17 protein-coding genes and 2 pseudogenes are annotated in these 20,474 nt (G+C 69.6%); 5 read left to right on the top strand and 14 right to left on the bottom strand.

Annotated features, from left to right (window positions below; all coding sequences use genetic code 11):
* Nucleotides 1-21 precede the first annotated feature (21 nt).
* Together istA and istB are read left to right on the top strand one after the other, a co-directional pair.
* Nucleotides 22-1,527 (top strand): IS21 family transposase, encoded by a 1,506-nt coding sequence (gene istA, locus OHA30_RS14425; RefSeq protein ID WP_328914243.1) that lies wholly within the window; start codon nucleotides 22-24, stop codon nucleotides 1,525-1,527.
* A complete protein-coding gene (gene istB / locus OHA30_RS14420; RefSeq protein ID WP_328914242.1) occupies nucleotides 1,527-2,315 on the top strand; it encodes an IS21-like element helper ATPase IstB in 789 nt (262 codons plus the stop codon). The genes istA and istB overlap by 1 nt, the downstream gene beginning before the upstream one ends.
* Before the next feature lie 816 nt (nucleotides 2,316-3,131).
* On the opposite strand, the gene OHA30_RS14415 is transcribed toward istB, so the two are convergent.
* The 5 genes from OHA30_RS14415 to OHA30_RS14395 form a co-directional block, all read right to left on the bottom strand.
* Nucleotides 3,132-4,292 (bottom strand): protein-L-isoaspartate O-methyltransferase family protein, encoded by a 1,161-nt coding sequence (locus OHA30_RS14415; RefSeq protein WP_328914241.1) that lies wholly within the window; start codon nucleotides 4,290-4,292, stop codon nucleotides 3,132-3,134.
* A 12-nt stretch (nucleotides 4,293-4,304) separates the two neighbouring features.
* Complete coding sequence (locus OHA30_RS14410; RefSeq protein WP_328914240.1) at nucleotides 4,305-5,399, bottom strand: radical SAM/SPASM domain-containing protein; 1,095 nt, start codon at nucleotides 5,397-5,399, stop codon at nucleotides 4,305-4,307.
* A 189-nt stretch (nucleotides 5,400-5,588) separates the two neighbouring features.
* Nucleotides 5,589-6,737, bottom strand: a complete 1,149-nt coding sequence (locus tag OHA30_RS14405) for an ISAs1 family transposase (RefSeq protein WP_328914239.1) — start codon at nucleotides 6,735-6,737, stop codon at nucleotides 5,589-5,591.
* 10 nt (nucleotides 6,738-6,747) lie between these two features.
* The gene (locus OHA30_RS14400; RefSeq protein ID WP_328914238.1) at nucleotides 6,748-7,668 is read right to left on the bottom strand and encodes an NUDIX domain-containing protein; all 921 of its coding nucleotides are present in this window, start codon (nucleotides 7,666-7,668) and stop codon (nucleotides 6,748-6,750) included.
* 95 nt (nucleotides 7,669-7,763) lie between these two features.
* Nucleotides 7,764-7,934, bottom strand: a complete 171-nt coding sequence (locus OHA30_RS14395) for a hypothetical protein (RefSeq protein ID WP_328913277.1) — start codon at nucleotides 7,932-7,934, stop codon at nucleotides 7,764-7,766.
* A gap of 500 nt (nucleotides 7,935-8,434) precedes the next feature.
* Here OHA30_RS14395 and OHA30_RS14390 point away from each other — a divergent pair, with 500 nt between their 5' ends.
* Nucleotides 8,435-9,049, top strand: coding sequence for an ISAs1 family transposase (locus tag OHA30_RS14390; protein WP_328914237.1), 615 nt, complete (start codon nucleotides 8,435-8,437; stop codon nucleotides 9,047-9,049).
* A 29-nt stretch (nucleotides 9,050-9,078) separates the two neighbouring features.
* On the opposite strand, the gene OHA30_RS14385 is transcribed toward OHA30_RS14390, so the two are convergent.
* The 4 genes and pseudogenes from OHA30_RS14385 to OHA30_RS14365 all read right to left on the bottom strand — a co-directional run bounded on the left by OHA30_RS14385 (nucleotide 9,079) and on the right by OHA30_RS14365 (nucleotide 13,354).
* A complete protein-coding gene (locus OHA30_RS14385; RefSeq protein ID WP_328914236.1) occupies nucleotides 9,079-9,960 on the bottom strand; it encodes an IS3 family transposase in 882 nt (293 codons plus the stop codon).
* Nucleotides 9,957-10,256: a transposase gene (locus OHA30_RS14380; protein WP_328914235.1), complete on the bottom strand. Its 300-nt coding sequence runs from the start codon at nucleotides 10,254-10,256 to the stop codon at nucleotides 9,957-9,959. Before OHA30_RS14380 ends, OHA30_RS14385 begins: the two co-directional genes overlap by 4 nt.
* Before the next feature lie 814 nt (nucleotides 10,257-11,070).
* Nucleotides 11,071-12,539: pseudogene (locus tag OHA30_RS14375) on the bottom strand (IS3 family transposase).
* A 377-nt stretch (nucleotides 12,540-12,916) separates the two neighbouring features.
* Nucleotides 12,917-13,354 carry a nuclear transport factor 2 family protein gene (locus OHA30_RS14365; protein WP_328914234.1) on the bottom strand — a complete coding sequence of 146 codons (438 nt, stop codon included), beginning with the start codon at nucleotides 13,352-13,354 and terminating at the stop codon, nucleotides 12,917-12,919.
* A gap of 227 nt (nucleotides 13,355-13,581) precedes the next feature.
* Here OHA30_RS14365 and OHA30_RS33980 point away from each other — a divergent pair.
* Nucleotides 13,582-13,683, top strand: a pseudogene (locus tag OHA30_RS33980) (ISAzo13-like element transposase-related protein); the annotation flags it as partial.
* Here the strand turns inward: OHA30_RS33980 and rfbB are convergent.
* On the bottom strand, nucleotides 13,671-14,750 hold the full coding sequence (gene rfbB, locus OHA30_RS14360; protein ID WP_328914233.1) for a dTDP-glucose 4,6-dehydratase: 1,080 nt from the start codon (nucleotides 14,748-14,750) through the stop codon (nucleotides 13,671-13,673). The pseudogene OHA30_RS33980 and the gene rfbB sit on opposite strands and share 13 nt — an antisense overlap.
* Nucleotides 14,747-15,811 carry a glucose-1-phosphate thymidylyltransferase gene (locus OHA30_RS14355; protein ID WP_328914232.1) on the bottom strand — a complete coding sequence of 355 codons (1,065 nt, stop codon included), beginning with the start codon at nucleotides 15,809-15,811 and terminating at the stop codon, nucleotides 14,747-14,749. Before OHA30_RS14355 ends, rfbB begins: the two co-directional genes overlap by 4 nt.
* Nucleotides 15,812-16,090: 279 nt before the next feature.
* Between OHA30_RS14355 and OHA30_RS14350 the strand changes: the two genes are divergently transcribed.
* Nucleotides 16,091-16,711: a hypothetical protein gene (locus tag OHA30_RS14350; RefSeq protein ID WP_328914231.1), complete on the top strand. Its 621-nt coding sequence runs from the start codon at nucleotides 16,091-16,093 to the stop codon at nucleotides 16,709-16,711.
* A gap of 110 nt (nucleotides 16,712-16,821) precedes the next feature.
* On the opposite strand, the gene OHA30_RS14345 is transcribed toward OHA30_RS14350, so the two are convergent.
* The 3 genes from OHA30_RS14345 to OHA30_RS14335 all read right to left on the bottom strand — a co-directional run bounded on the left by OHA30_RS14345 (nucleotide 16,822) and on the right by OHA30_RS14335 (nucleotide 20,334).
* Nucleotides 16,822-17,760, bottom strand: coding sequence for an aromatase/cyclase (locus OHA30_RS14345; protein WP_328914230.1), 939 nt, complete (start codon nucleotides 17,758-17,760; stop codon nucleotides 16,822-16,824).
* A gap of 88 nt (nucleotides 17,761-17,848) precedes the next feature.
* Entirely contained in the window at nucleotides 17,849-19,069 is a 1,221-nt protein-coding gene (locus OHA30_RS14340; protein WP_328914229.1) for a ketosynthase chain-length factor, read from the bottom strand.
* A complete protein-coding gene (locus OHA30_RS14335; protein ID WP_328914228.1) occupies nucleotides 19,066-20,334 on the bottom strand; it encodes a beta-ketoacyl-[acyl-carrier-protein] synthase family protein in 1,269 nt (422 codons plus the stop codon). Before OHA30_RS14335 ends, OHA30_RS14340 begins: the two co-directional genes overlap by 4 nt.
* Between the last annotated feature and the right edge of the window lie 140 nt (nucleotides 20,335-20,474).

The following is a 20,474-nucleotide window of genomic DNA, read 5'->3' as shown; positions in this document are numbered from 1 at the left end:
CGGTCGGCGAGGCTGGCCGGTGTGAAGAACAGCAGGGAGATCATGGAAATCCTTGAGGCATACGACCTCACGGGGAGTTACCGCGCTGCGGCCGAGCTGGCCGGGTGTGACCACCACACGGTGGCCCGGTATGTGCAGATGCGTGAGGCCGGCGAGCGACCCGTCGTGAGGCAGCACCGGGCCCGGCCGATCGACGAGTACCTCGCGAAGATCGAGGAACTGGTGACGAACTCCCGCGGCAAGATACGTGCCGACATCGTGCACCGGCGGATCACCGCGATGGGCTTCACCGGCGGCGAACGCACCACCCGCCGAGCGGTCTCCGACGTCAAAGCCGCCCTTCGGGCCGGCCAGCGCCGGGTCTACCGGCCGTGGATCGCCGAGCCGGGATTGTGGATGCAGTGCGACTGGGGCGAGGGCCCCAGGATCGGCGGACGCCGTACTTCCCTGTGGTGCGTGTGGCTGTCCTGGTCGCGGTTCCGGGTCGTGATCCCGGTGTTCGACAAGACGCTGCCCACGATTGTGGCCTGCCTGGACGCGACGCTGCGCCGGATCGGCGGGGTCCCGACCTACGCGCTGACCGACAACAAGAAGACCGTCACCGCCACCCACATCGCGAACATCGCAGTCCGCAACCCCGACATCGTCGAGGTCGGACGGCACTACGGGATGACGATCCGTACCTGTCTGCCGGCCGACCCCGAGTCGAAGGGCGGCTCCGAGGCCACCGTCCGGATCGCGAAGGCCGACCTGGTGCCCACCGACGCCAATCTCCTCGATCAGTACGCGACCTTCGGGCAGCTCGAGGCGGCCTGCTGGCAGTTCTGCGACGATGTCAACGACCGCGTCCACCGCGAGACGCGCCGCAAGCCCGCCGAGATGCTCCTCGAGGAACGGGCCCGCCTGCACCGGCTGCCGAAGGAGCCGTTCACCGTCGCTTTCGGCACCACCCGCCGGGTCTGCTGGGACGCCACCATCTCCGTCGAGGGCGTGCGCTACTCGGTCCCGCACGAGCTGATCGACACCCGGGTCTGGGCCCGGTTCCACGGCGACGAACTCATCGTCACCTCGGTCGCGGAGGCGGGCCCGGCCGAGGTCGCCCGCCATCCGCGGTCCACCCCGGGCAACCCGGTGATCGCCGACGAGCACTACCCGCCGCGCGAGAACAAGGAGAACGACCGCAGGCCGTGGGCGAACTCCGCGGAGGAGGCAGCCTTCCTCACGCTCGGGCCAGGGGCGGCATCCTGGCTGATTGAGGCCGGCGCCGCGGGCGCCCGACGAGTCAAGCCGAAGATGGCAGAAGCCGTCGCGCTGGCCAAACTCCACTCGGCCGCCGACGTCGACCGGGCGCTCGGCTCCGCGGCGATCGCCGGGCGGTTCGCGGAGAACGACCTGATCCGCATCCTGACCTACCAAGCCGGTCTGGAAAACGTCGAACCGACCCGGGCCTCCGAAGAGCACAGCCTGCAGCCGGGCACTTCCGCCTGGTCCAAATTCGGCCTCGCCGATGAGAAGGACGAGAACTGATGGCCACCCCGATCCGCGTCACCGGCACCCATGGCAATCCGCTGGCCGAGGCCATCGAACTCACCAAGCGGCTGAAACTTCCCCACATGCGGCGGGCGTTGACCGATCTGATCCCCACCGCCAAGGCCCAACGCTGGGACCCCGCCGAGGTCGTCCGCGTCCTGCTGGCCGAAGAAGCCGCAGGCCGTGACGCCGCCAACCTGCGGACCCGGCGGAAGCGGGCCGGGTTCCCGGCGGGCAAGACCTTCGGAGACTGGGACGAGACGGCGTCCTCGATCCCGCGGCCGACTCAGGACTCGCTGAAGATGCTCGAGTGGGTGACCCGCAAGGAGAACCTCTGCATCTGTGGGCCCTCGGGGACCGGAAAGTCGCACTTCACCGAGGCCCTCGGCCAGGCCGCGATCGAGGCCGGCATGACGCTTGCGTGGTTCACCATCGAAGACCTCGGGGCCCTGGTCCGCCGTCACCGCGCGGACGATTCCCTGGCCAGGGCAATGGCCCGGCTCATCCGCACCGACCTGATCATCGTCGACGACATCGGTCTGCTACCCGTCAGCCCGGACGCCGCCGAGGGTTTCTACCGCCTGGTCGACGCCGCCTACGAACGACGGGCACTGGCGGTCAGCAGCAATCTCCACCCGTCCGGTTTCGACGAGATCATGACCAAGACCCTCGCTACCGCGACCGTCGACCGGCTCCTGCATCACGCCCACGTCGTCGTCACCCAGGGTGATTCCTTCCGCCTCAACCAAGCCACCTCTGGACAGGGGGTGATCCCCTTGCGCTGACCCACCCACCAATAGCGGGGAGATATCTGGCCGCAGTTGGGGAGGGCTTATCGGCCGCCAGCGCGTTGATTATCTGGCCGCCAGCGGGGAGCACTCAAAGGCCATTGACATCCGTACAACGTCACGCTGTCAGACGGGTACGTGAGGAGTAGGACACAACCTGGGAGTGTGCGGCAGCAGATCCAACGGAAGCGCACCGGACAACCGGACTTCAACCGGTGTGTCGAAGAGCTCCTGTACCGCATGTTCGATGGCGACGCGATTGCGGTGAACGGGCGTGGCGATGACGAGGGGATCGATGCGGGGTCACCACGGATACCGGACTGCGGATCTTCCAACTCAAGCACCGCCCCGACGGCTTCCCCTGCTCCTATCGAGATCGCCGCACCGCGAAGCCGGGAAGCAGAAAACCCCGGCATCGCCGGGGTTTCTCACTGTGCCCGAGGGGGGACTTGACTCTTCTCTCGGACACCAGCTCTCTATGCGCTGACCTGCAAAAGCATCAGCGGAGCGGCATGGGCGACGTTCTGTGTCTGCACCCGTCACCTGCGGTTTTCGAGTGTTCTCGGCTGCTGTTGGTCACGCGTTGGTCATGGGGCAGAGGCGGGTAATGCGCTGTCGGCGCGAGGCTCTACGCGGCGGCCCGGTCGTCACCGAAGGGGGTAGGGAGACGGCCGGGCCACTGCTGTCAGCGTATTGATTGATTCATTCAGTCGGGCAGTCGGCTCCATACCTGGCTGAGGCTTTCGTCAACGACGACGTCCTCCGCTGACACATGACACCTGTCCTTCGCGGCGTACGGGAACTGGAGCACGGTCACGGCGCGTTCGTCGCGGAGCGCCCCTCCGACGGCGCGAGCGTTGCCGACCAGCTGCCGCGAGAAAGGTGCAGCGTTCCGTCAGGGTCGATGGTGACGCCGGCTCCGTAGACCGGCAGAGAGCCGTTCGACAGCCAGTCCAGACGAATACCGTCGAGAATGTCCCAGAGACGACGGGGGCCGGCCTGGTGGACCGTGGGTGTCTCACCGCGACGCCCGGTCGCTCTCGACCATGAACCATCTCCGTGCGTCATCACGGCAGTTCGTACACCGTCGTCGTCCTCGGTGTACTGGTGCCGGACACCGGGAATGGCCAGTGCGACCATGGACATCAGTTCCCAGGTGTCGGCGATGGAGATCACCGGATACCGGCCGGGCCCGATCTCATCACCGTCATCAGCCCAGGCATGGCCCGGGTCGGGGCTCGGCGGGTAGTCGTCGCCTGCCCGCGTGGCCATGAAGCCCGCCCGGGTTTCGGTGACACTGCCCCGGGCCCCACCGTCCGGTGTCGCGTCGGCGGCGATGACCAGGCCGGTTTTGGCGAGCGTCGTCACCAGGCGACCGCGAGGTCTCAGGGCGGTGAGCCAGGAGGCGGGAATTCCGGGGACGGAAACCGTCGACACGATCCGGTCGTACTCGCCGGGCAGGGGCCCGGTGATGTCGCACACCGCGAGCGTGGGGCGGCGGCCGATCACGTCCAGCCGTTCGCGGGCCGCGTCCACCAGGTGCGGGTCCAAGTCCACGGAGGTCACCTGCTCGTCGCCGAGCCGGGCGGCGAGCAGGGCGGTTCCGTAGCCGGTTCCGGTCACGCACAGGACTTCGGACTCGTCCGTGATCATGGCGTGCCGGTACATCCCGACCACGAGCGTCGGCAGGGTGCTGGACGAGGTGGGCAGGCCCTCGGGGTGGTCCTGCTCGGTGGCCTGGTCGGCGTGGAGCGGCCCGACGCGCGTCACCAAGGTGCGGTCGCTGTAGGCGGCGGCCGCCCACCGGGCCGGGTCGGCGGCGCCGTCCCGGAGCGTCCAGCCGGACGCCGGCAAATGCCGCCACCACCGGGGCACGAACACATGCCGCGGAGTCTCCGCGATCGGCCGGGCCCAGCGCGAGGACGGGTGCACGACGGCGCCCGCCAACGCTGCGGCGCGAGGTTGCCAGTTCATTGGGCCAGCCTCTCAGTAGGACGGGCCGCACGCCTCGGTCTCGGCCGGGGCGCAATCGTTCCCGTCCTTGTCCGGGTTGCAGGCCGTCGTGAAGGGCACGCCGACCAGTTCCCTCCCGCTCGTGACTTCGTTGCCGAAGGGGCCGCACTTGTCGCCGAAGGGCGGGCACCAGCCGGGCTGGCACCGCACCTCGTCGACGGGCTGGCACGAGTCGGGCCCGCACGCGGTGGTGTGCCCGGTGGAGGCGAGTTCGGTCGCGCCCGGGGAGGGCTGGCAGGAGTCCTCGTCCGGGGTGCATCCGCCGTGCGTGCCGCCGCGCGGCTGCGGGATGGAGGCGGCGAGCGCGTCCCATTCCGGGCTGGTGACGATCTCGGCGAGGGGGGTGGTGCGTACGCTGCCGGTGGTCATCATGCCGCCGGACATCACGCACCCCGCCACCGAGCCGTCAGGGAGCACCGCGGCACGTCCCTTGGCGCAGTGCCCGCACAACTCGGTGATCTCGTGGGTGTCCTGCCCGGTATTGTCGCCCCGGCCGATCTTGCGGAGTCGGTCGGTACGGATGCGCTGCACCCCCATCTCCCGCAGTTCCGTGATGGCCTGGTCGATCCGCTGCCCCTCGCGGACATCCACGATCGCGGCGCGCAGCGGGATGCCGTAGGCGAGCGCCTTCGTGATGTTCGCCTTGGTCTTGGCGTACGAGCCGCGGTGCGCGGTGACCGCCTCGTGCTCGGCGGCCTGGTCCGAGTAGTACGAGGTGGCCAGGGTCACGCCGCGCTGCCGCAGCACCGGCCACAGGGTCGCCCGGACGTGGATCAGGTTCGAGAAGACCTCGACCGCCATCGCGTGCTCGACGGCCTTGTTGATCAGATCCGCGATGTCGGGGTGGAGAGTGGGCTCGCCGCCAATGAACTGGACCTGCGTGACCCCGGCGGCGGCGGCCTGGTCCAGGAGGGACAGCCAGTCCTCCCGGGTCATCTCGCCGTGCGTTCCGGAGGGGCTGGACTGGTTGTAGCAGTGGGTGCACTGCGCCTGGCAGGTGCGGGTGAGGTCGAGCGCGAGGAAACGCAGCAGGCCGGTTTCGACGGGACGTTCGAGCGTGACGGACATACAGGAACTCCTCTTTGGGTTGGTGTGAGGTGTGTCAGGAAGTCGTGGAATCGGACGAGCCGTCCAGGCCCATGGGCCTGCAACCGGCCGGGAATCAGGTGGTGCCCGCCTCCGCGAGATCTCTGCGGGCGTGCCCGCAGCGCACATTCGCGGAGGCGGGAGTTCAGGCAGCCGCGGGCCAGGGCTTGATCAAGTTCCGGTGAGGTCGGGCTTGGGGGTGATGCCCAGGATGGGGAGGGCTCGTTGTGGTTGGTCGCGGATGGCGCGGGTGGTTTTGGCGATGTTGGTCGCTCCGAGGGTTTTGAGGGCTCCGATGGCGAGGTTGCGGAAGGCGGCCATGGTGCGGGGTGCGTTGCCGGCGTGGACGGTGGAGGCGTCTTCGGCGAAGGTGCGGTCGCGGATGTGGTGCTGAGCCTCCACGATCCAGGGTCCGCGCAGGTAGGAGGCGAGTTCGGCCGGTTTTGCCTGGTGGGCGTCGAGGCTGGTGACCGCGTAGACGGTCTCGCGGGTCTCCTTCGCGCCGGCCGCCTTGCGGCGGCGGTGGACGCGGATGGCGAGCTTGGCGTGGGGGAAGGCGATGCCGCCGAGGTTGTCGGCGATGGCGAGGGTCTTGATCGAGCGGGACTCGCGGCGGCCGTGCCCTGTGTTCGAGTTGGTGTGCTGGACCGCCACCGCGTTCCAGTCCAGACCGTCCAACTGCGTCCAGACGATGGGCTGGTTGGGCTTGACGACCGCGACGTAGTGCGCCTTCTTGACCTCGACCAGCCAGGTGACGTTGGCCTTCACGGTGTGCAGCGCGTCGAAGGTGACCACCTCCCCGTCCAGGTCGAGCGGTGCGAGCAGGGGCCGGAAGTGCCGCACCTCGTTGGTCTTGGACCCGACCTCGGCCTGGGCGAGGGTGACCGGGCGGCCGTGGGTGACGGCGGACAGCAGGTGCCGGCGGGGCTGGTCCAGGCGGGCGGAGCCGCGCAGTGCCTTGCCGTCCACGGCGATCACCCGCCGTCCACCCGGGGCATCTGCGGTCGCAGCGGCGTGGCGGTGGACCAGCCAGGCGCCCACAGCCGCGTCGAGTGCGTCGGCGTCGAGGCGTTCGAGGAGCCGCCCGATCGCCGACCTGGACGGCGCGTGCCGCCGGCGCAGCAGGTGACGGCGGACACCGAGGGTGGCGAGCAGTCGGGCGTCAGCGCGGGCGCCCCACTCGGCGAGTTCGTCGATGGTCCGGGCTCCGGAGACCGCGGCTGCCGCGCAGACCAGCAAGATCGAGGCCAGCGAGTACCAGCGGCCCCGCCGGGAACGCGGATCAGGAACCGCTTCCAGGCAGACGCGCAGGTCAGGCACATCGTTTGGCTCAAGAGGACCCAACTTGGCCAACACAGCAGGGATCGAGGAAGATGAGACAGCGGACACGGGAACCTCTTTGATCACTCGGCTTCGACACCTGAATGATCACGGACCCCGTGTCCGCTCCCTCATCCACCCCAACCCGCCCCAACCTCAGACGGGTTGGACGATCCCGGGAACTTGCACAAGCCCTGGCCGCGGGCGAGGCCGTGGAGGGGAGGACGGGCCTTCCCCTCACGAGGTAACGGGCGGCGTCCGCGTGCGTGAGGACGCGAAGTGCGGCCTGGGCGCGATGTGCCTGGGTGGTGTAGCGGCTCAGGTCGTGGGGGTCGGCCCATGTCGTACTGACGACTTCGGGCCCGTCTCCGGGCCTGTCCGTCTTCGGCAGGACGATCTTCGTGTCGCCGGGGATGATCCCTCCGTCGTAGACGAGGCTGATCCCCTCGGCGGCGGTGTCGGCCGCCGGCACGTAATCCACGAGGAGCAGCCCGGCGAGCGGGAGGTCGAGGCCGGTTTCCTCACGGATTTCACGTCGGCAGGCGGCATACGGGTCCTCGTTGGCGTGGACTCCGCCGCCCGGCAGGTGCCAGTAGTCGCGGGAGTTGGTGTTGACCAGGAGGACGCCTCCGCGGGTGTTGCGGATGACGGCCTGGGCGACGATCCGCCGGCGCGGCGGCTCCGTCCAGTCGATGTCCATGTGCTTCTTCTCCCTGATGTCCTCGGACCGTCTGTCCCCACCCCGGCCTCGGAACTTCGTTCCCGCCGCGCGCAGTGCCTTGTGGGTCGCGGCGTAAGACCGCCCCGTTTCGTGTGCGAGGTCCCGGATCGAGTCCCCGCCGTAGTACCGGGACTGCATCGCCTTCCCGAGGGCCAAGATCTGCTCGGGCGTCAGTTGGGCGTGGGGCCTGTACCTGGGTAACGCAGGCATTGGTGCCTCTCAGCGGGGAGCCGGGGCCGGCCCGCCCGGGGGAACCGGGTAGGGAGCCGGGGCAGGGGCGGGTGGTACGTCCCTCTTGGCAGGCACTACTCGTCCTTGTCCTTCGGCCCGTACAGGCGCTCGGGGGTGTGGTTGCGGATGTACTTCTCCCCGATGGACTCCTGCGACCGTGCCCCCGTCGGCGGGTTGACGCTCTTCCTCAAGTCCCGCTTGACCGCGGCCTTCGCCGCCGCGATAGTCGGCTTCGCCTTACCCATCTACTTTCCCCTTCTCCTGATGCACTTCGTTCTGTTCGTTGCCGGCGCCTTGTAGCGCTGCGTTCCCTCGCCCGGACTCGAACCGGGGTCTCTTCGGTGCTGTGCGACTGCTGCCGGACGCCGGCACCGTGCGGGCTCTGCCTGATGAGCTACGAGGGACCGAATTTGCGAGAAGCGGATGGGTCGAACACAGTGCCTCTCAGCGGAGATTCGGTAAGTTCCCATGTGTGGCCCCCGGGATGCAGGGCGGCGTCGTTCAGACGGTCTGACCGGCTTGATGGCGATTCATGTGGCTCGGCTGGCCGCCATATCCGTAGACCGGGCCGGAACGGAGGCAGGCACGGCCTCCGGGTGATCATGAGGTGTCGAGTCCCTGATCACCGCAACGGAAGACCGTGCCTGGCCGCTCATCATCGCCCATCCCTGCCAGTCTGGGCCAGCTCACTACCGCCCGGCCTCCCGCGCCCGAGGAACATCCGGAACTGCTGGACTGTCTCGCCGTGGTACCCGATCCGCGCCGGGCCAAGGGCCGCCGCCATCCCCTCGCCTTCGTCCTCGCGCTGACCGCCTGCGCGGTGCTGGCCGGCTCGAGATCCCTGACCGCGATCGCGGAGTGGGCCGCAGACGCCCCGGCCACCGTGCTTGCCGCCCTCGGCGGCCCGAACCGGGAACCCAGCGGCCCGACCGCTCCGGCCGAGGCCACCGTGCGCCGAATCCTGCAACGCATCGACGGCAACGCACTCGACAACGCGATCGGCACCTGGCTCGCCGCTCGGGACCCCGGCCGCACACCGAGGGACCAGGACCTGTTCAAGCAGTCCCGGCGTTCCCTGGCCGTGGACGGAAAGACGGTGCGGGGCGCCCGCCGCGCGGACGGCAGCCAAGTCCACCTCCTTGCCGCGATGACCGGCACCGGCCTGGTCACCGCCCAGCGCGAGGTGGACGGCAAGACCAACGAAATCACCGTCTTCCGGCCCCTGCTCGCAGAGCTCGACCTGACCGACACCGTGGTCACCTTCGACGCCCTGCACTCCCAGACCGCGCACGCCCGCTTCCTCGTCGAGGACAAGAAAGCCCACTACATCGCCGTGATCAAGGGGAACCAGCCGTTGTGAAGTTTCCCCGTGATCTCGGACACTCGTTCTTATGCGGCGATGGTGTGCCGCTGTCGGGTCTCGTGCGGGGTCAGGTAGCCCCAGTTGGGGTGTTTGCGTAGTCGGCGCCGGTTGTAGAAGGTCTCGATGAAGGAGAAGACCTCGGTGCGGGCGGTTGCCCTGTCGGGCCAGGTCCGGGTGCCGATCTCGGCTTTGAGAACCGCCCAGAAGCTCTCGGCTGCGGCGTTGTCGTAACACGAGCCGGTGCGTCCGGTGCTCGCCCTCATGCCCAACCTGGTTACCTCGCTGCGGAATTGAGCCGAGGTGTATTCGCTTCCGCGGTCGCTGTGCGCGATGCAGTCCGGTTCCAGGCGACCGCGTCCGTGGGCCTTGTGCAGGGCGTCGACGACCAGGTCGGCGCGGTGGTGGTCGGCCATCGACCAGCCGACGATCTCGCGGGTGGCCAGGTCCAGCCAGCAGGCGAGGTAGAGCCAGCCCTCCTCGGTCGGCAGGTAGGTGATGTCGCCGACCAGGCGGGTGCCGGGCCGGTCCGCGGTGAAGTCACGGCCGATCAGGTCCGGTGCGGGCCGCGCCTGCTTGTCCGGCCGGGTCAGCGACCGGCGGTGACGGCGGGTGACTCCGGCGATGCCTCGTTCGCGCATCAGCCGCTCGACACGCTTGCGGTTCACGCCATGGCCCAGCCGCCGCAGCTCGGCATGAACGCGCGGGACGCCGTAGGCGCCCCTGGAGGCCAGGTGGACCACCGTGATCTCGTGCACGAGTGCTTCGTCGGCCCGACGGCGCGCGCGCCGGGTGTCCTCGCCGTCGCTCCAGGCGTAGAAGGAGGAGCGAGGAACACCGAGTACGCGGCAGAGCAGGGTGACCGGGTAGGTGGCCTTCTCCGCCGCGATGAACCGGTAGACCTCGCTCACCGGTCGCTCTCCCGCGCGAAGAAGGCCGTGGCTTTTTTCAGGACCTCGATGGTCTTCTGCTGTTCGAGGTTCTGCCGGCGAAGGCGACGCAATTCCTCGTGCTCGGCGCTGGTCAGTTCGCCCGGGCCGCCCTCGCCGCGGTCGATCTTGTCCTGCTTGACCCAGCTCCGCAGCCCCTCGGGGCTCACTCCCAGGCCTCGGGCCACCTCGGTGACCGTTTTGCTGGAGGATCGGGCCAGCGCGACGGCATCACGCTTGAACTCCTCCGAGTACCGCTTGCCCTGCTTGTTGCTCACCTGGCTCTACTTCCTCTGGGACCACGTCCCAGTCTCCAGGTGTCCAGGTCAACGGGGAAGCTTCAGGGGAGTCTCCGGGCCTGTCGGCGATGCGAGAAAGGGCGATCAGGGTGCCTGAGACGTCCATGGAGATGAGAACACTTCGAGGAGGACGACGGGCGTAACAAATGGTGGCGGATGCTGCGGGCTGGCCCGGAGCGCTGGTCCCGCCCGCCACCCACCAGCCCCGATCTCATCGACTCCGCCAACCACCCTCCCAGGGAACGTCTGCGCCGGCAGAGGCGCCAGACGGGTCCTCCCACCGACACGACAAGGATCGGCGTCGGCCGTCATCCGGACGAGTGGGCACGGTGCGTGCGACCCGCGTGCGCTGGATGGCCGCCTCCCGGCGGATGGTTCACGGCGGCTTTGCCCGCAGGGAGGCGTGCGGATCGAGAGCCTCCCCCCGCGTGCGATAGTGACCACATTTGACCGGAAGCTATGAGACACACATTCACTGTTCCGTGTGTCGACGGGGATGGACCCACGTGCCTGTGGCCGACCCAATCCACCACCTCTTGGCTCTCCGGTGAAGACTGTTGTGGAGGATCAACAAAGGCCGCTCGATGGTCTCGCGACTCGATGGGCTGTCCACCAAGCCGTCGACGCGGTGGCTTCGGTGACCTCGAGCGAATCCCTTCCGGTGGACAGCCGGTGGACAGACGCCTTTGGATGGCGCAGCACAGAGCGGCACGGGTTAACCTGCTGCACGTGCTCTGGCCAGCAAGAACGTCATTGCGGAACCTGTCAAAGCGATCAAGGCAGGTAGATCGTTCTAACGCTGTGCCGGGATCAGTGGGCCGTCTTGTGCCGGCTTGTTGATCCAGGCTGCTGCGGGGAGTTTCGGCGGCTCCGGCGGCTTGCGGACGAAGCGCTCGGGGTGCTTCGCGTAGACCGCCTGGAGGACGTCGGCACGCATCTCGCGGAGCTGCTCGGCGAGGCCGAAGTGCATGTCGTAGGGGGTGTGCAGGCCGATCCCGGAGTGCCGGTGCTCCTCGTTGTACCAGGTGAAGAAATGGGTGCACCATGCCCGGGCGTCCTCGAGGGAGCCGAAACGGTCCGGGAAGTCGTGCCGGTATTTCAGGGTCTTGTACTGGCTCTCGCTGTACGGGTTGTCGTTCGACGTCTTCGGCCGCGAATGCGACTTGGTGACGCCGAGAGCGGCCATCATCTGGGCGACGTTCTGCGCGACCATCGGGGACCCGCGGTCCGAGTGGATCGTCAACCGGCCTGGCCCGATGCCGTACTTGGCGATCGTCTCGGACAGGAACCGCCCGGCGAGGTCCTTGTTCTCCCGGTCGGCGATCATCCAGCCGACCGTGTAGCGGCTGAAGATGTCGATGATCGTGTAGAGGCAGTAGTAGACGCCCTTGACCGGCCCCTTCAGCTTCGTGATGTCCCAGCTCCAGACCCGGTTCGGGCCCTCGGCGATCAGCTCGGGCACCGCCCGGGGCGGGTGGACGGCCTGGCGGCGGCGTTCACGGACCTCGCCACGGCGTCGCAGGAGCCGATACATCGTCGACTCCGAGCACAGGTAGACACCCCGGTCCAGAAGGATGGCGTAGATCTCGGCGGGCGCCATGTCGGCGAACTCCGGGCAGTGGAGCACGTCGAGGACCCGTATCTCCTCCTCCGGGGTGAGCGCGCGGGGGTGCCGGCGTCGTTTTTGCCGCGGCCTGGCCGGGGCGGGGCTCTGGCGGTGGTGGCGGTAGTAGGTGGCCCGGCTCACGCCGAGCGCGGCGCATGCCTGGACGCGTCCGACCAGCCCGGTGAGCTCTTCGAGGGCCTGGTAGCGGGCAGCGTCGAACCCGGCCGCGGGGTCGGCCCCGGTCACTGGTCCTTCTCGCCGTTCTGGTTCGGGGCGCTGTCCGTGGCGAACTGGTCGAGCAGCGCGGAGAGTTTTCCCTGAACCTCGATCACGGTGCGGGCCTTGGCGAGATCGGCCTCCAGCCGGTCCCTCTCCGCCTTCAGCTTCGCGATCTCCCTGTCCCGCGGGTCCGCCTTCGGCCGTCCGGCCGGCGCGGCGAGCGCGTCCAGGGCGCCCTTGTCCCGCTGCTGCCGCCACGTTGTGATCAACGACGAGTACAGGCCCTCCCGCCGCAGCAGGGCACCTTTGCCCTTCTTGTCCAACGTCTCGTACAAGGCGAGGATCCTCGCCTTGTACTCCGCGGTATACCGGCGCGGGCCGGTCGAGCGGGCTTCCACCTGCGGATCAGGGGTCCCGTGGTCATTCGTGCTGGCCACCCGGGCACTACTCCTTCTCCGCCCTCGACTCAATGAATCATCCAGTATGCCCGACTCGATCTACTTTGACAGAGAGGGTTGCGCAGCACGACGGGGCACCACGCAACATGATCACTCGCGGTCTCGTAATGCGTAGGTCTCGGGTTCGAATCCCGAAGGCGGCTCCGAGAAACCCCAGGACTCACTCGCCGTGACCTGGGGTTTTTCCTTTTTCGGGGGGTCTTGGGGCCGCCCGCGGACCTCTCGCCGGACGGCATTCAGGGGTCGCCGGTGGCCGGGCGGTGGCCATTCGTGCGGCGAGCGTGCAGCGGCGGTGGGCGGGGCCCGGGCGGAGCGGGGCGGGCCGCGTACCGGAGGGCTGAGGGGGCACCGGGTGGTCAGAAGAGCTGGTCGTGCGTCACCAGCCGGGAACGGGTGAGGACGGTTTCTCCGTCGACCGTGAGGACGTCGTGGACGACGCAGCTCGGCGTGATCTCCGGCTTGGCGTTGGGCCGGACCGTGACCACGAGGGCGTAGACGGTGGAGCGGATGCTGCCGTCGGCCTGCGGTTCCAGGGCGATGTGGTTGAACCAGTGCCGGCGCCGCACCGGGTCGTTGTCGAACCGCTTGTTGAACTCGACCAGTTCGGCCACGATGCCGAGCCGGGTGCTGGCGGGCGCGGCCTGGGGCGAGTGCTGGAAGGTGCCGTCCTCGGTGAAGGTGTCGGCGTACTCCGCGAACCGGCCGGCGTCCAGCGCCTGCATCTGGTGTGCGTAGAACTGCTGGATCCGCGCGTACAGATCGGTCGGCACGAAGGTGGCATACGTGTTGGTCACTGCTTCTCCCCAAGTGTGTGCGGCGCCCCGGGGGAGACCCCGGGGCAGAAGGTCCTGAGCCGGTCCCGCCACTGTGGCCGGTGGCGCTCGAGCCCGGCTAGTACCAACGCCGTTGAGTCAAGGGCTCGCGGATCATTGACCCGTGGCTTCCCGCGGGTCGGCCCGTTGGCGTGGTACGAGCGCATCGGAGGGGCAACGGGCGCCGCCGGCAGCAGAGTTCGAGTGGGATCCGCCGCTGGCGGAAGGCCCGCGGCAAGGAGGACCACCCGCGGGCCGGACGACTGCTGATCACCGCTGATGCGGGCGATTCCGACGGCTACCGGCCGCGCCAGAACCCCGGATTGTCCCGGTACCAGGCCACGGTGTCGACCAGCCCCTTGTCCAGCGTCCAGCGCGGCTCGAAGCCCAATTCCTCACGGGCCTTGCCGCCGTCGAGTGCGTAACGCAGGTCGTGCCCCTTGCGGTCCGGCACCTCACGCACCAAGGACCAGTCGGCGTCGCACAGTTCGAGGAGCATCCCCACGATCTCACGGTTGGTGAGCCCGCTGCCGCCACCGATGTTGTAGATCTCCCCCGGGCCCCCTTTCAGCAGTACCTGGTGGACGGCTCGGCAGTGGTCGTCCACGTGGATCCACTCCCGGACGTTGCGCCCGTCGCCGTACAGGGGCGCTTCGCGCCCGGTCAGGAAGCGGGTGACGAAGAGAGGGATCAGCTTCTCGGGATGCTGGTAGGGGCCGTAGTTGTTGGAGCACCGGGTGATCCGTACGTCCATCCCGTGCGTTCTGGCGAAGGCGCGGGCGATCAGGTCGCTCCCCGCCTTGGAGGCCGCGTAGGGCGAGTTGGGGAGCAGCGGCGACTCCTCGGTCCACGATCCGGAGCCGATCGACCCGTACACCTCGTCCGTCGAGACGTGGACGACGGGGCCCACGCCGGTGCGCAGGCAGGCGTCGAGGAGCGTCTGGGTGCCCGCGACGTTGGTGCGGACGAACTCCGCGGCGCCGAGCAGCGAGCGGTCCACGTGCGACTCCGCGGCGAAGTGGACCACGGCGTCGTGTCCCGGCAGCACCTTCGTCAGCAGGTCCGCGTCGCACACGTCCCCGTGCACGAACCGCAACCGGGGCCCGTCCGGCGGCAGGTTCTCCCTGCGGCCCGCGTACGTCAGCCGGTCGATCACCGTCACCTCGGTGACGCCCCCGGCACCGGGATCACCACCGCGATCACCACCGGGACCACCACCGGGGTTGCCGACGACGGGGTCACCGCCCGGACCACCACCGGGACGGCCGCGAGATCCACCGACACCGGCCGGATCGCCCCCGGTACGGCCCCCGTTGAGCAGGGACCGTACGTAGTGCGAACCGATGAAGCCGGCGCCGCCGGTGACCAGGATCCTCATGCCGCCACCTCCGCCCGGGTGTGGTCCCCGATGATCAGCCGGTGCGGGGCGTGCTCGGAGTGGCCCACGACGACCGCCGACCGGCCGATCACGGACCCGGACAGCCTGCCGACGCCCTGCACCCGCACCCCTTCGAGCAGAACCGAGTCCGCCACGCCCGCCGCCTCGATCACGCAGGCGCGGCCGAGTGACGTGTTCGGCCCGACCGTGCTGTCCCGCACCACGCTGTCCGCCCCGACCACGACCGGCCCGACGAGATGCGACCGGATCACCCGTGCGCCGGGCTCCACGACCACCGGGCCCTGGACGGTGCTCTCCGCGTCGATGCCGCCGTTGACGTCGGTGGTGATGCCCCGCAGCATGGCGCGGTTGCACTCCAGCAGGTTGTCGGGGCTGCCGCTGTCCTGCCAGTAGCCGCTGTACTCCTGCGCCGCGACCGGCGCCCCGGCGTCAACCAGGTACTGGATCGCGTCGGTGATCTCCAACTCGCCGCGCGCGCTGCGCCGGATGGCCCGTACCGCGGCGTGGATCGCCGGTGTGAAGAAGTACACGCCCATCACGGCCAGGTCGTTGCTCGGCCCGTCCGGCTTCTCGACCAGGCGCACCACCCTGCCGTCGCCGTCGATCTCGGCGACGCCGTACGAGCCCGGGTCCGTGACCTTCTTCAGCAGCAGTTGGGCGGCCGGCCGCCTGTTCCGGAACTCGTTCGCCGCGTCGGCGACGCCGTGCGGCAGGACGTTGTCGCCCAGGTACATCACGAAGTCCTCGTCACCGAGGAAGTCGGCGGCGACGGTCACGCAGTGGGCGAGCCCGAGCGGGCTGTGCTGCGGGATGTAGGTGACGCGCAGACCCAGGTCCGAGCCGTCGCCGACGACCGCGCGGATCTGCTCCGCGGTGTCGCCGACGACGATCCCCACGTCGTCCACGCCGATGGCGCGGATGTTCTCCAGGCAGTGCACGAGGATGGGTTTGTTGGCCAGCGGCACCAGCTGCTTGGCCAGCGAATAGGACAGGGGACGCAGCCGGGTCCCGGTGCCTCCGGACAGTACCAGCGCTTTCATGGCGACCTCTCACTCTTCCCTCACGACCACGAGTGCCCTCCCGCCGCATGCTCCGGTCCCCGGCTCGAAAGCCGGTCCAGCACAGCTTGACCCCGGTCGTGCTCCCTTCGCGCCCTCGCCCCGCGCGGCGCCGCGCCCGACCCCGGTTCGAGCCGCGCTCCACCGGCCCTCCAGCCGCGCTCCAGCTTTTCTGGGCAGCCTGTGGCCCCCGCGGCTCCCTTGCAGGCCGAGCCGCCGCGGGCAGCAGCTCACCACCGACCGGGATGGGATGGGACACTCATGCTCACAACAGGCTTTGTACGCAGGTCCGCCGCCGTGGCGGTGCCGCTGGCCCTCATGGGCCTGGTCGCCGGGACCTCGCCGGCCTCGGCGACCACGACGACGGCCGCCAACCCCTATGTGTGCCGGATCAACACGACGCCAGGGCTGCCCTATTCGGTCGGCTTCACCTCGTCGGCACCCGCGGCAGTGGCGCGGGGCCATCGCTTCAAGGTGGTGATCACGCCCGCCGCGATCACCCCCAACCCGAGCCACAACGACTACTCCTACGACCTCACCGTGAAGCTCGGGCTGCCGGAGAACGCCAGGCTCGTCCGCCACTGGCTCTCCGGTGGTGACACCACCGCCACCTCGGAAGTGGACGGCGACGAGCTGGTGTTGAACGCGCCGGGTCCCTTCCCGGCGTCGGTCGCCTTCAACCTGCCCACGGTCACGCTGGTGTTCGCCGCGACGCGGACGGGGGTCGTGACCACCGAACCCGGTGGTACGGGCTACGACGACTACGGATTCGGCTGGGACTTCGTGCCGTCGGCGAACGAGGCGCCGTACGTGCCGACCCCGTCCCTGCTGCGCTGCTATCCGAACCCGGCGCAGGCGCTGACGTCGACCACCGTGTCCTGATCAGCCTGATCACCTGAGCCGTCCCGAACCGGTGTCACGGCGCGAACGGGCCCGTGAGCCGCTCCCGGCTCACGGGCCCGTTCAGTCATGTACGGCGGTCCGCCCGAGGGTCACCGCGCGGCGAAGCGGCCGGCGTGCGTCAGGGTGGTCCGGCTGTTGCGGGTGAGCGCGTCCGTGACGTACGCACGGGCGTCGGCGAGCGTGGCGTCCGGGCCGAGTACGCCGGCCACCGCGTCGGGGTCGAGGGCCACCGTGTGGGTGGACACCGCCACCGGGCCGTCGGCGCCCTCGCCGAAGGTCCACAGCCCGCTGTGGCCGGTGAGCAACCGCGGGGTGAGGAGCTGCTTGTAGGCGATCCACTCGGGCGAGGCGCACACCCGCACCGAGCGGGTGAGGTGGGCGGATCCGTCCGCGAGCAGCGTCTCCATCTCCAACTGCTGTATGCCGTCGGGTCGTTCGCTCAGAGCGACCTTGTTGACGTGCGGCAGCCGGTCCGGCCACAGGTCGGCCCGCCTGACGAACTCGTACACCGCCTCCGTCCCGCCCGGCAGTTCCACCACGTCGGTGAAGGAGAACACCAGGTCGTCCAGGGCGGATCCGCGCTCCGCGATACGGGCCAGCGCGGCCAGTTCCTCCCGGCTGTTGCGGTCCAGCGCCTCCAGTGTCCGCTCGACGGTGCCCGGGCCGTCGTCGGCGGTGCTGAAGCGGTGGCGGAGCACCACTTCGGTCTCACCGGAGCTCAGTTCGCGGAACAGCCAGCCGCCGCCCATGGAGGTGATCGGGGGGCGGCTGCGCACCTGGTCGAAGCGGACGTAACGGCGGACCGGGTCCAGGACGCGGCGCGAGGTCCAGTTCTCGACCTCGCCGTGCACCAGGGCCCACAGTTCGAAGAGTTCGCCGCGCTCACCGCGTTCGAGGTGGCGCACATGGACCGTGGGACCGAACACGGCCGGCCAGCGCGAGACGTCGGCGACCAGGTCGTAGAGCCTCTGGGGCGGGGCGGAGACGATGAGCGAGTGTTCCGTGCGGTGCAGCGCCTGCTCGGTCATGGGACGGGTTCTCCTCCACGAGTATCCGGACGGATGGCGGACGGGATACGGGGTGCGGGTGCCCCGGCGGGCGGCGGTGATCGGCGGCTCAGCCGGCCGCGGAGCTGACGACGACCGCCGAGTTGAAGCCCCAGCGCCCTCTGGCCAGCACCAGCGCGTGGGTGAGGGGCCGTTGCCGCGGTCCGCCGGTCACCAGGTCGATGCCGTACTCGTCGGGCACCTCCGAGGTGTGCGCGGTGGCCGGTACCACCCCGTCCCGCAGGGACAGCAGGGCCGCGACGACGTCCATCGGGCCGCCGCCCCCGTACAGCCGGCCGGTGAGCGCCTTCGGCGCCGTCACCGGTACCGCGCTGGGGCCGAACAGCTCGCTGAGCGCGGCCGCTTCGGCCCGGTCGAGTTCGGGGACGCCCGCCGCGTCGGCGAACACGACGTCGATGTCGGCCGGGCGCAGCTTCGCGTCGGCGAGGGCCAGCGCGGCGGCCCGCCCCAGCCCGGGGGGCCGACCGGAGCCGGGCCTGGGGTCGAACGTGGCTGCGTAGCCCGCGAGTCGGCCGTGGATACGGGGTGCGCCGCGTTCCCGGGCCGACTCCGCCGCCTCGATGACCAGCATGGCGCCGCCCTCGCCGGGGACGTAGCCGCCGGCCGCGCGGTCGAACGGCAGGTACGCGCGGCTGGGATCCTTCTCCCGGCTGACCAGGCCGCCGGCCAGCTGGGCAGCCCAGCCCCACGGGTCGAGCGCCGAGTCCACGCCGCCGGCGAGGATGAGCCGGGTGCCGCGCCGCACGGTGCGGCGGCCGTGGCCCAGCGCGTCGAGGCCGCCGGCCTGCTCGCCGACGAGCGCCGCACTCGGTCCGCGCATGCCGTTGCGGATGGAGATCTGGCCGGTGTTGACCGCGTAGAACCAGGCGAAGGACTCGTAGACGCTGACGAACTGTGGTCCCTGGTGCCACAGTTTGCGGAACTCGCGGTGTGTGAACTCGAATCCGCCCTGCGCGTTGGACGTGACGACGCCCCGTTCGTAGTCGGACAGTGTGTCGGTCGCCCCGGCGTCCGCCAGTGCCTGGTCCGCGGCGACGAGCGCGAACCGTGTGGACACGTCGGTCTGCGGCAGCAGCCGGCTCGGCAGGTGCGCCGCCGCGTCGAAGTCCTCGATCTGGCCGGCGAGTCCGGACGGGTAGCCGGAGGCGTCGAAGCGGGTGATCGCGGTGATCCCGCTTGTCCCCTTCAGCACCGACTCCCAGTACCGCTCCACATCGGACCCGTTGGGCGCGGCGACGCCGAGGCCGGTGACCACGATGTCGTCGCTCATCGGTCCGCCACCTCCGGGCGGTGCAGCACCATGGCGCTCTGGAAGCCGCCGAAGCCGCTGCCCACCGTCAGCACCGAGTCGACCCGCTGCTCGCGCGCGGTGAGCGGCACGTAGTCCAGGTCGCACTCGGGGTCCGGGATGTGCAGGTTGGCGGTGGGCGGGACCACGTGGTGCTCGATGGCGAGCGCGGACGCGGCGATCTCGATCGAGCCGATCGCCCCCAGCGAGTGGCCCACCATCGATTTGATGGAGCTGATCGGCACCTGGTACGCGTGCTCCCCCAGGCTGCGCTTGTACGCGGCCGTCTCGTGCCGGTCGTTCTGCTTGGTGCCCGAGCCGTGCGCGTTGACGTAGTCGATGGCGTCCGCGTCGAGCCGTGCCTCGTCCAGCGCCCGGCGGATCGCCTCGGCCATCTCCCGGCCGTCCTTCTTCAGTCCGGTCATGTGGTGGGCGTTGCAGCGGGTGGCGTACCCGCCGATCTCGGCGTAGACGTGCGCGCCGCGGGCTCTGGCAGCCTCGTACTCCTCCAGCACGAACATCGCCGACCCCTCCGCCAGGACGAAGCCGTTGCGCGAGTCGTCGAAGGGACGGGATGCCTGCTCGGGCGCGTCGTTGCGCGGGGTCGTCGCCTTGATGGCGTCGAAGCACGACACGACGATGGGCGAGATGGGGGTGTCCGCGGCGCCTGTGACGACGGCGTCGACGGTGCCCTCGCGGATCAGCTGCACGGCGTATCCCACGGAGTCCAGGCCGGAGGTGCAGCCGTCGGACACCATCGTCACCGGGCCCTCGGCGCCCACCGCCCAGGCGATCTCGGCCGGCATGACGCCGGGGCTGAGGTAGTCGAACATGTGCGGGGAGAGGTAGCCGGGGTCGACCAGCCAGTCCCGCCCCGCGTCGGACATCACGAGGTACTCGTTCTCCAGGCTGGTCGCCGAGGCCACCGCGCTGCCCAGGCTGACGCCCAGCCGGTACGGGTCGAGCCCGTCCGGTTCGAGGCCACTGTCGGCCACCGCCTCGCGGGCGCAGGCGACGGCGAACTGGGTGGCCCGGTCCATCCGGCGGATCTCCCGCGGGGTGAACCCCTCGGCTGCCGCGTCGAAGTCGACCTCGCCGGCTATGCGCGAGCGGTAGGGAGAGGCGTCGAAGAAGGAGATGCGGCGGGTCGCGGTGCGCCCCGCCGTCAGCAGGTTCCAGAACTCCTTCTTGCCGTTCCCTCCCGGGGCGCGCACCCCGATCCCGGTGATGACTACTCGCCGGACCACGGGCGGCCTCCGTCCATGTCGAACATCACGGTTCCTTCCGTTGAGGTGGAACAGGACAGCAAGGCTGCGGTGAACGGCTCGAACGCCACTTGAGGCCGCATGGGAGAGCGAGCGGTCCGCCCGACCCCGTTTCGAGGTGC

It is taken from the genome of Streptomyces sp. NBC_00223, from assembly GCF_036199905.1.
In the GTDB taxonomy this organism is placed as follows: Bacteria; Actinomycetota; Actinomycetes; order Streptomycetales; family Streptomycetaceae; genus Actinacidiphila.
This window is presented reverse-complemented; position numbering and strand designations above follow the sequence as displayed.

Coding starts and splice junctions, on each gene's coding strand:
- istB (WP_328914242.1), top strand. CDS start 1,527: ATGGCCACCCCGATCCGCGTCACCGGCACCCATGGCAATCCGCTGGCC.
- OHA30_RS14415 (WP_328914241.1), bottom strand. CDS start 4,292: ATGAACTGGCAACCTCGCGCCGCAGCGTTGGCGGGCGCCGTCGTGCAC.
- OHA30_RS14410 (WP_328914240.1), bottom strand. CDS start 5,399: ATGTCCGTCACGCTCGAACGTCCCGTCGAAACCGGCCTGCTGCGTTTC.
- OHA30_RS14400 (WP_328914238.1), bottom strand. CDS start 7,668: ATGCCTGCGTTACCCAGGTACAGGCCCCACGCCCAACTGACGCCCGAG.
- OHA30_RS14395 (WP_328913277.1), bottom strand. CDS start 7,934: ATGGGTAAGGCGAAGCCGACTATCGCGGCGGCGAAGGCCGCGGTCAAG.
- rfbB (WP_328914233.1), bottom strand. CDS start 14,750: ATGAGGATCCTGGTCACCGGCGGCGCCGGCTTCATCGGTTCGCACTAC.
- OHA30_RS14355 (WP_328914232.1), bottom strand. CDS start 15,811: ATGAAAGCGCTGGTACTGTCCGGAGGCACCGGGACCCGGCTGCGTCCC.
- OHA30_RS14350 (WP_328914231.1), top strand. CDS start 16,091: ATGCTCACAACAGGCTTTGTACGCAGGTCCGCCGCCGTGGCGGTGCCG.
- OHA30_RS14345 (WP_328914230.1), bottom strand. CDS start 17,760: ATGACCGAGCAGGCGCTGCACCGCACGGAACACTCGCTCATCGTCTCC.
- OHA30_RS14340 (WP_328914229.1), bottom strand. CDS start 19,069: ATGAGCGACGACATCGTGGTCACCGGCCTCGGCGTCGCCGCGCCCAAC.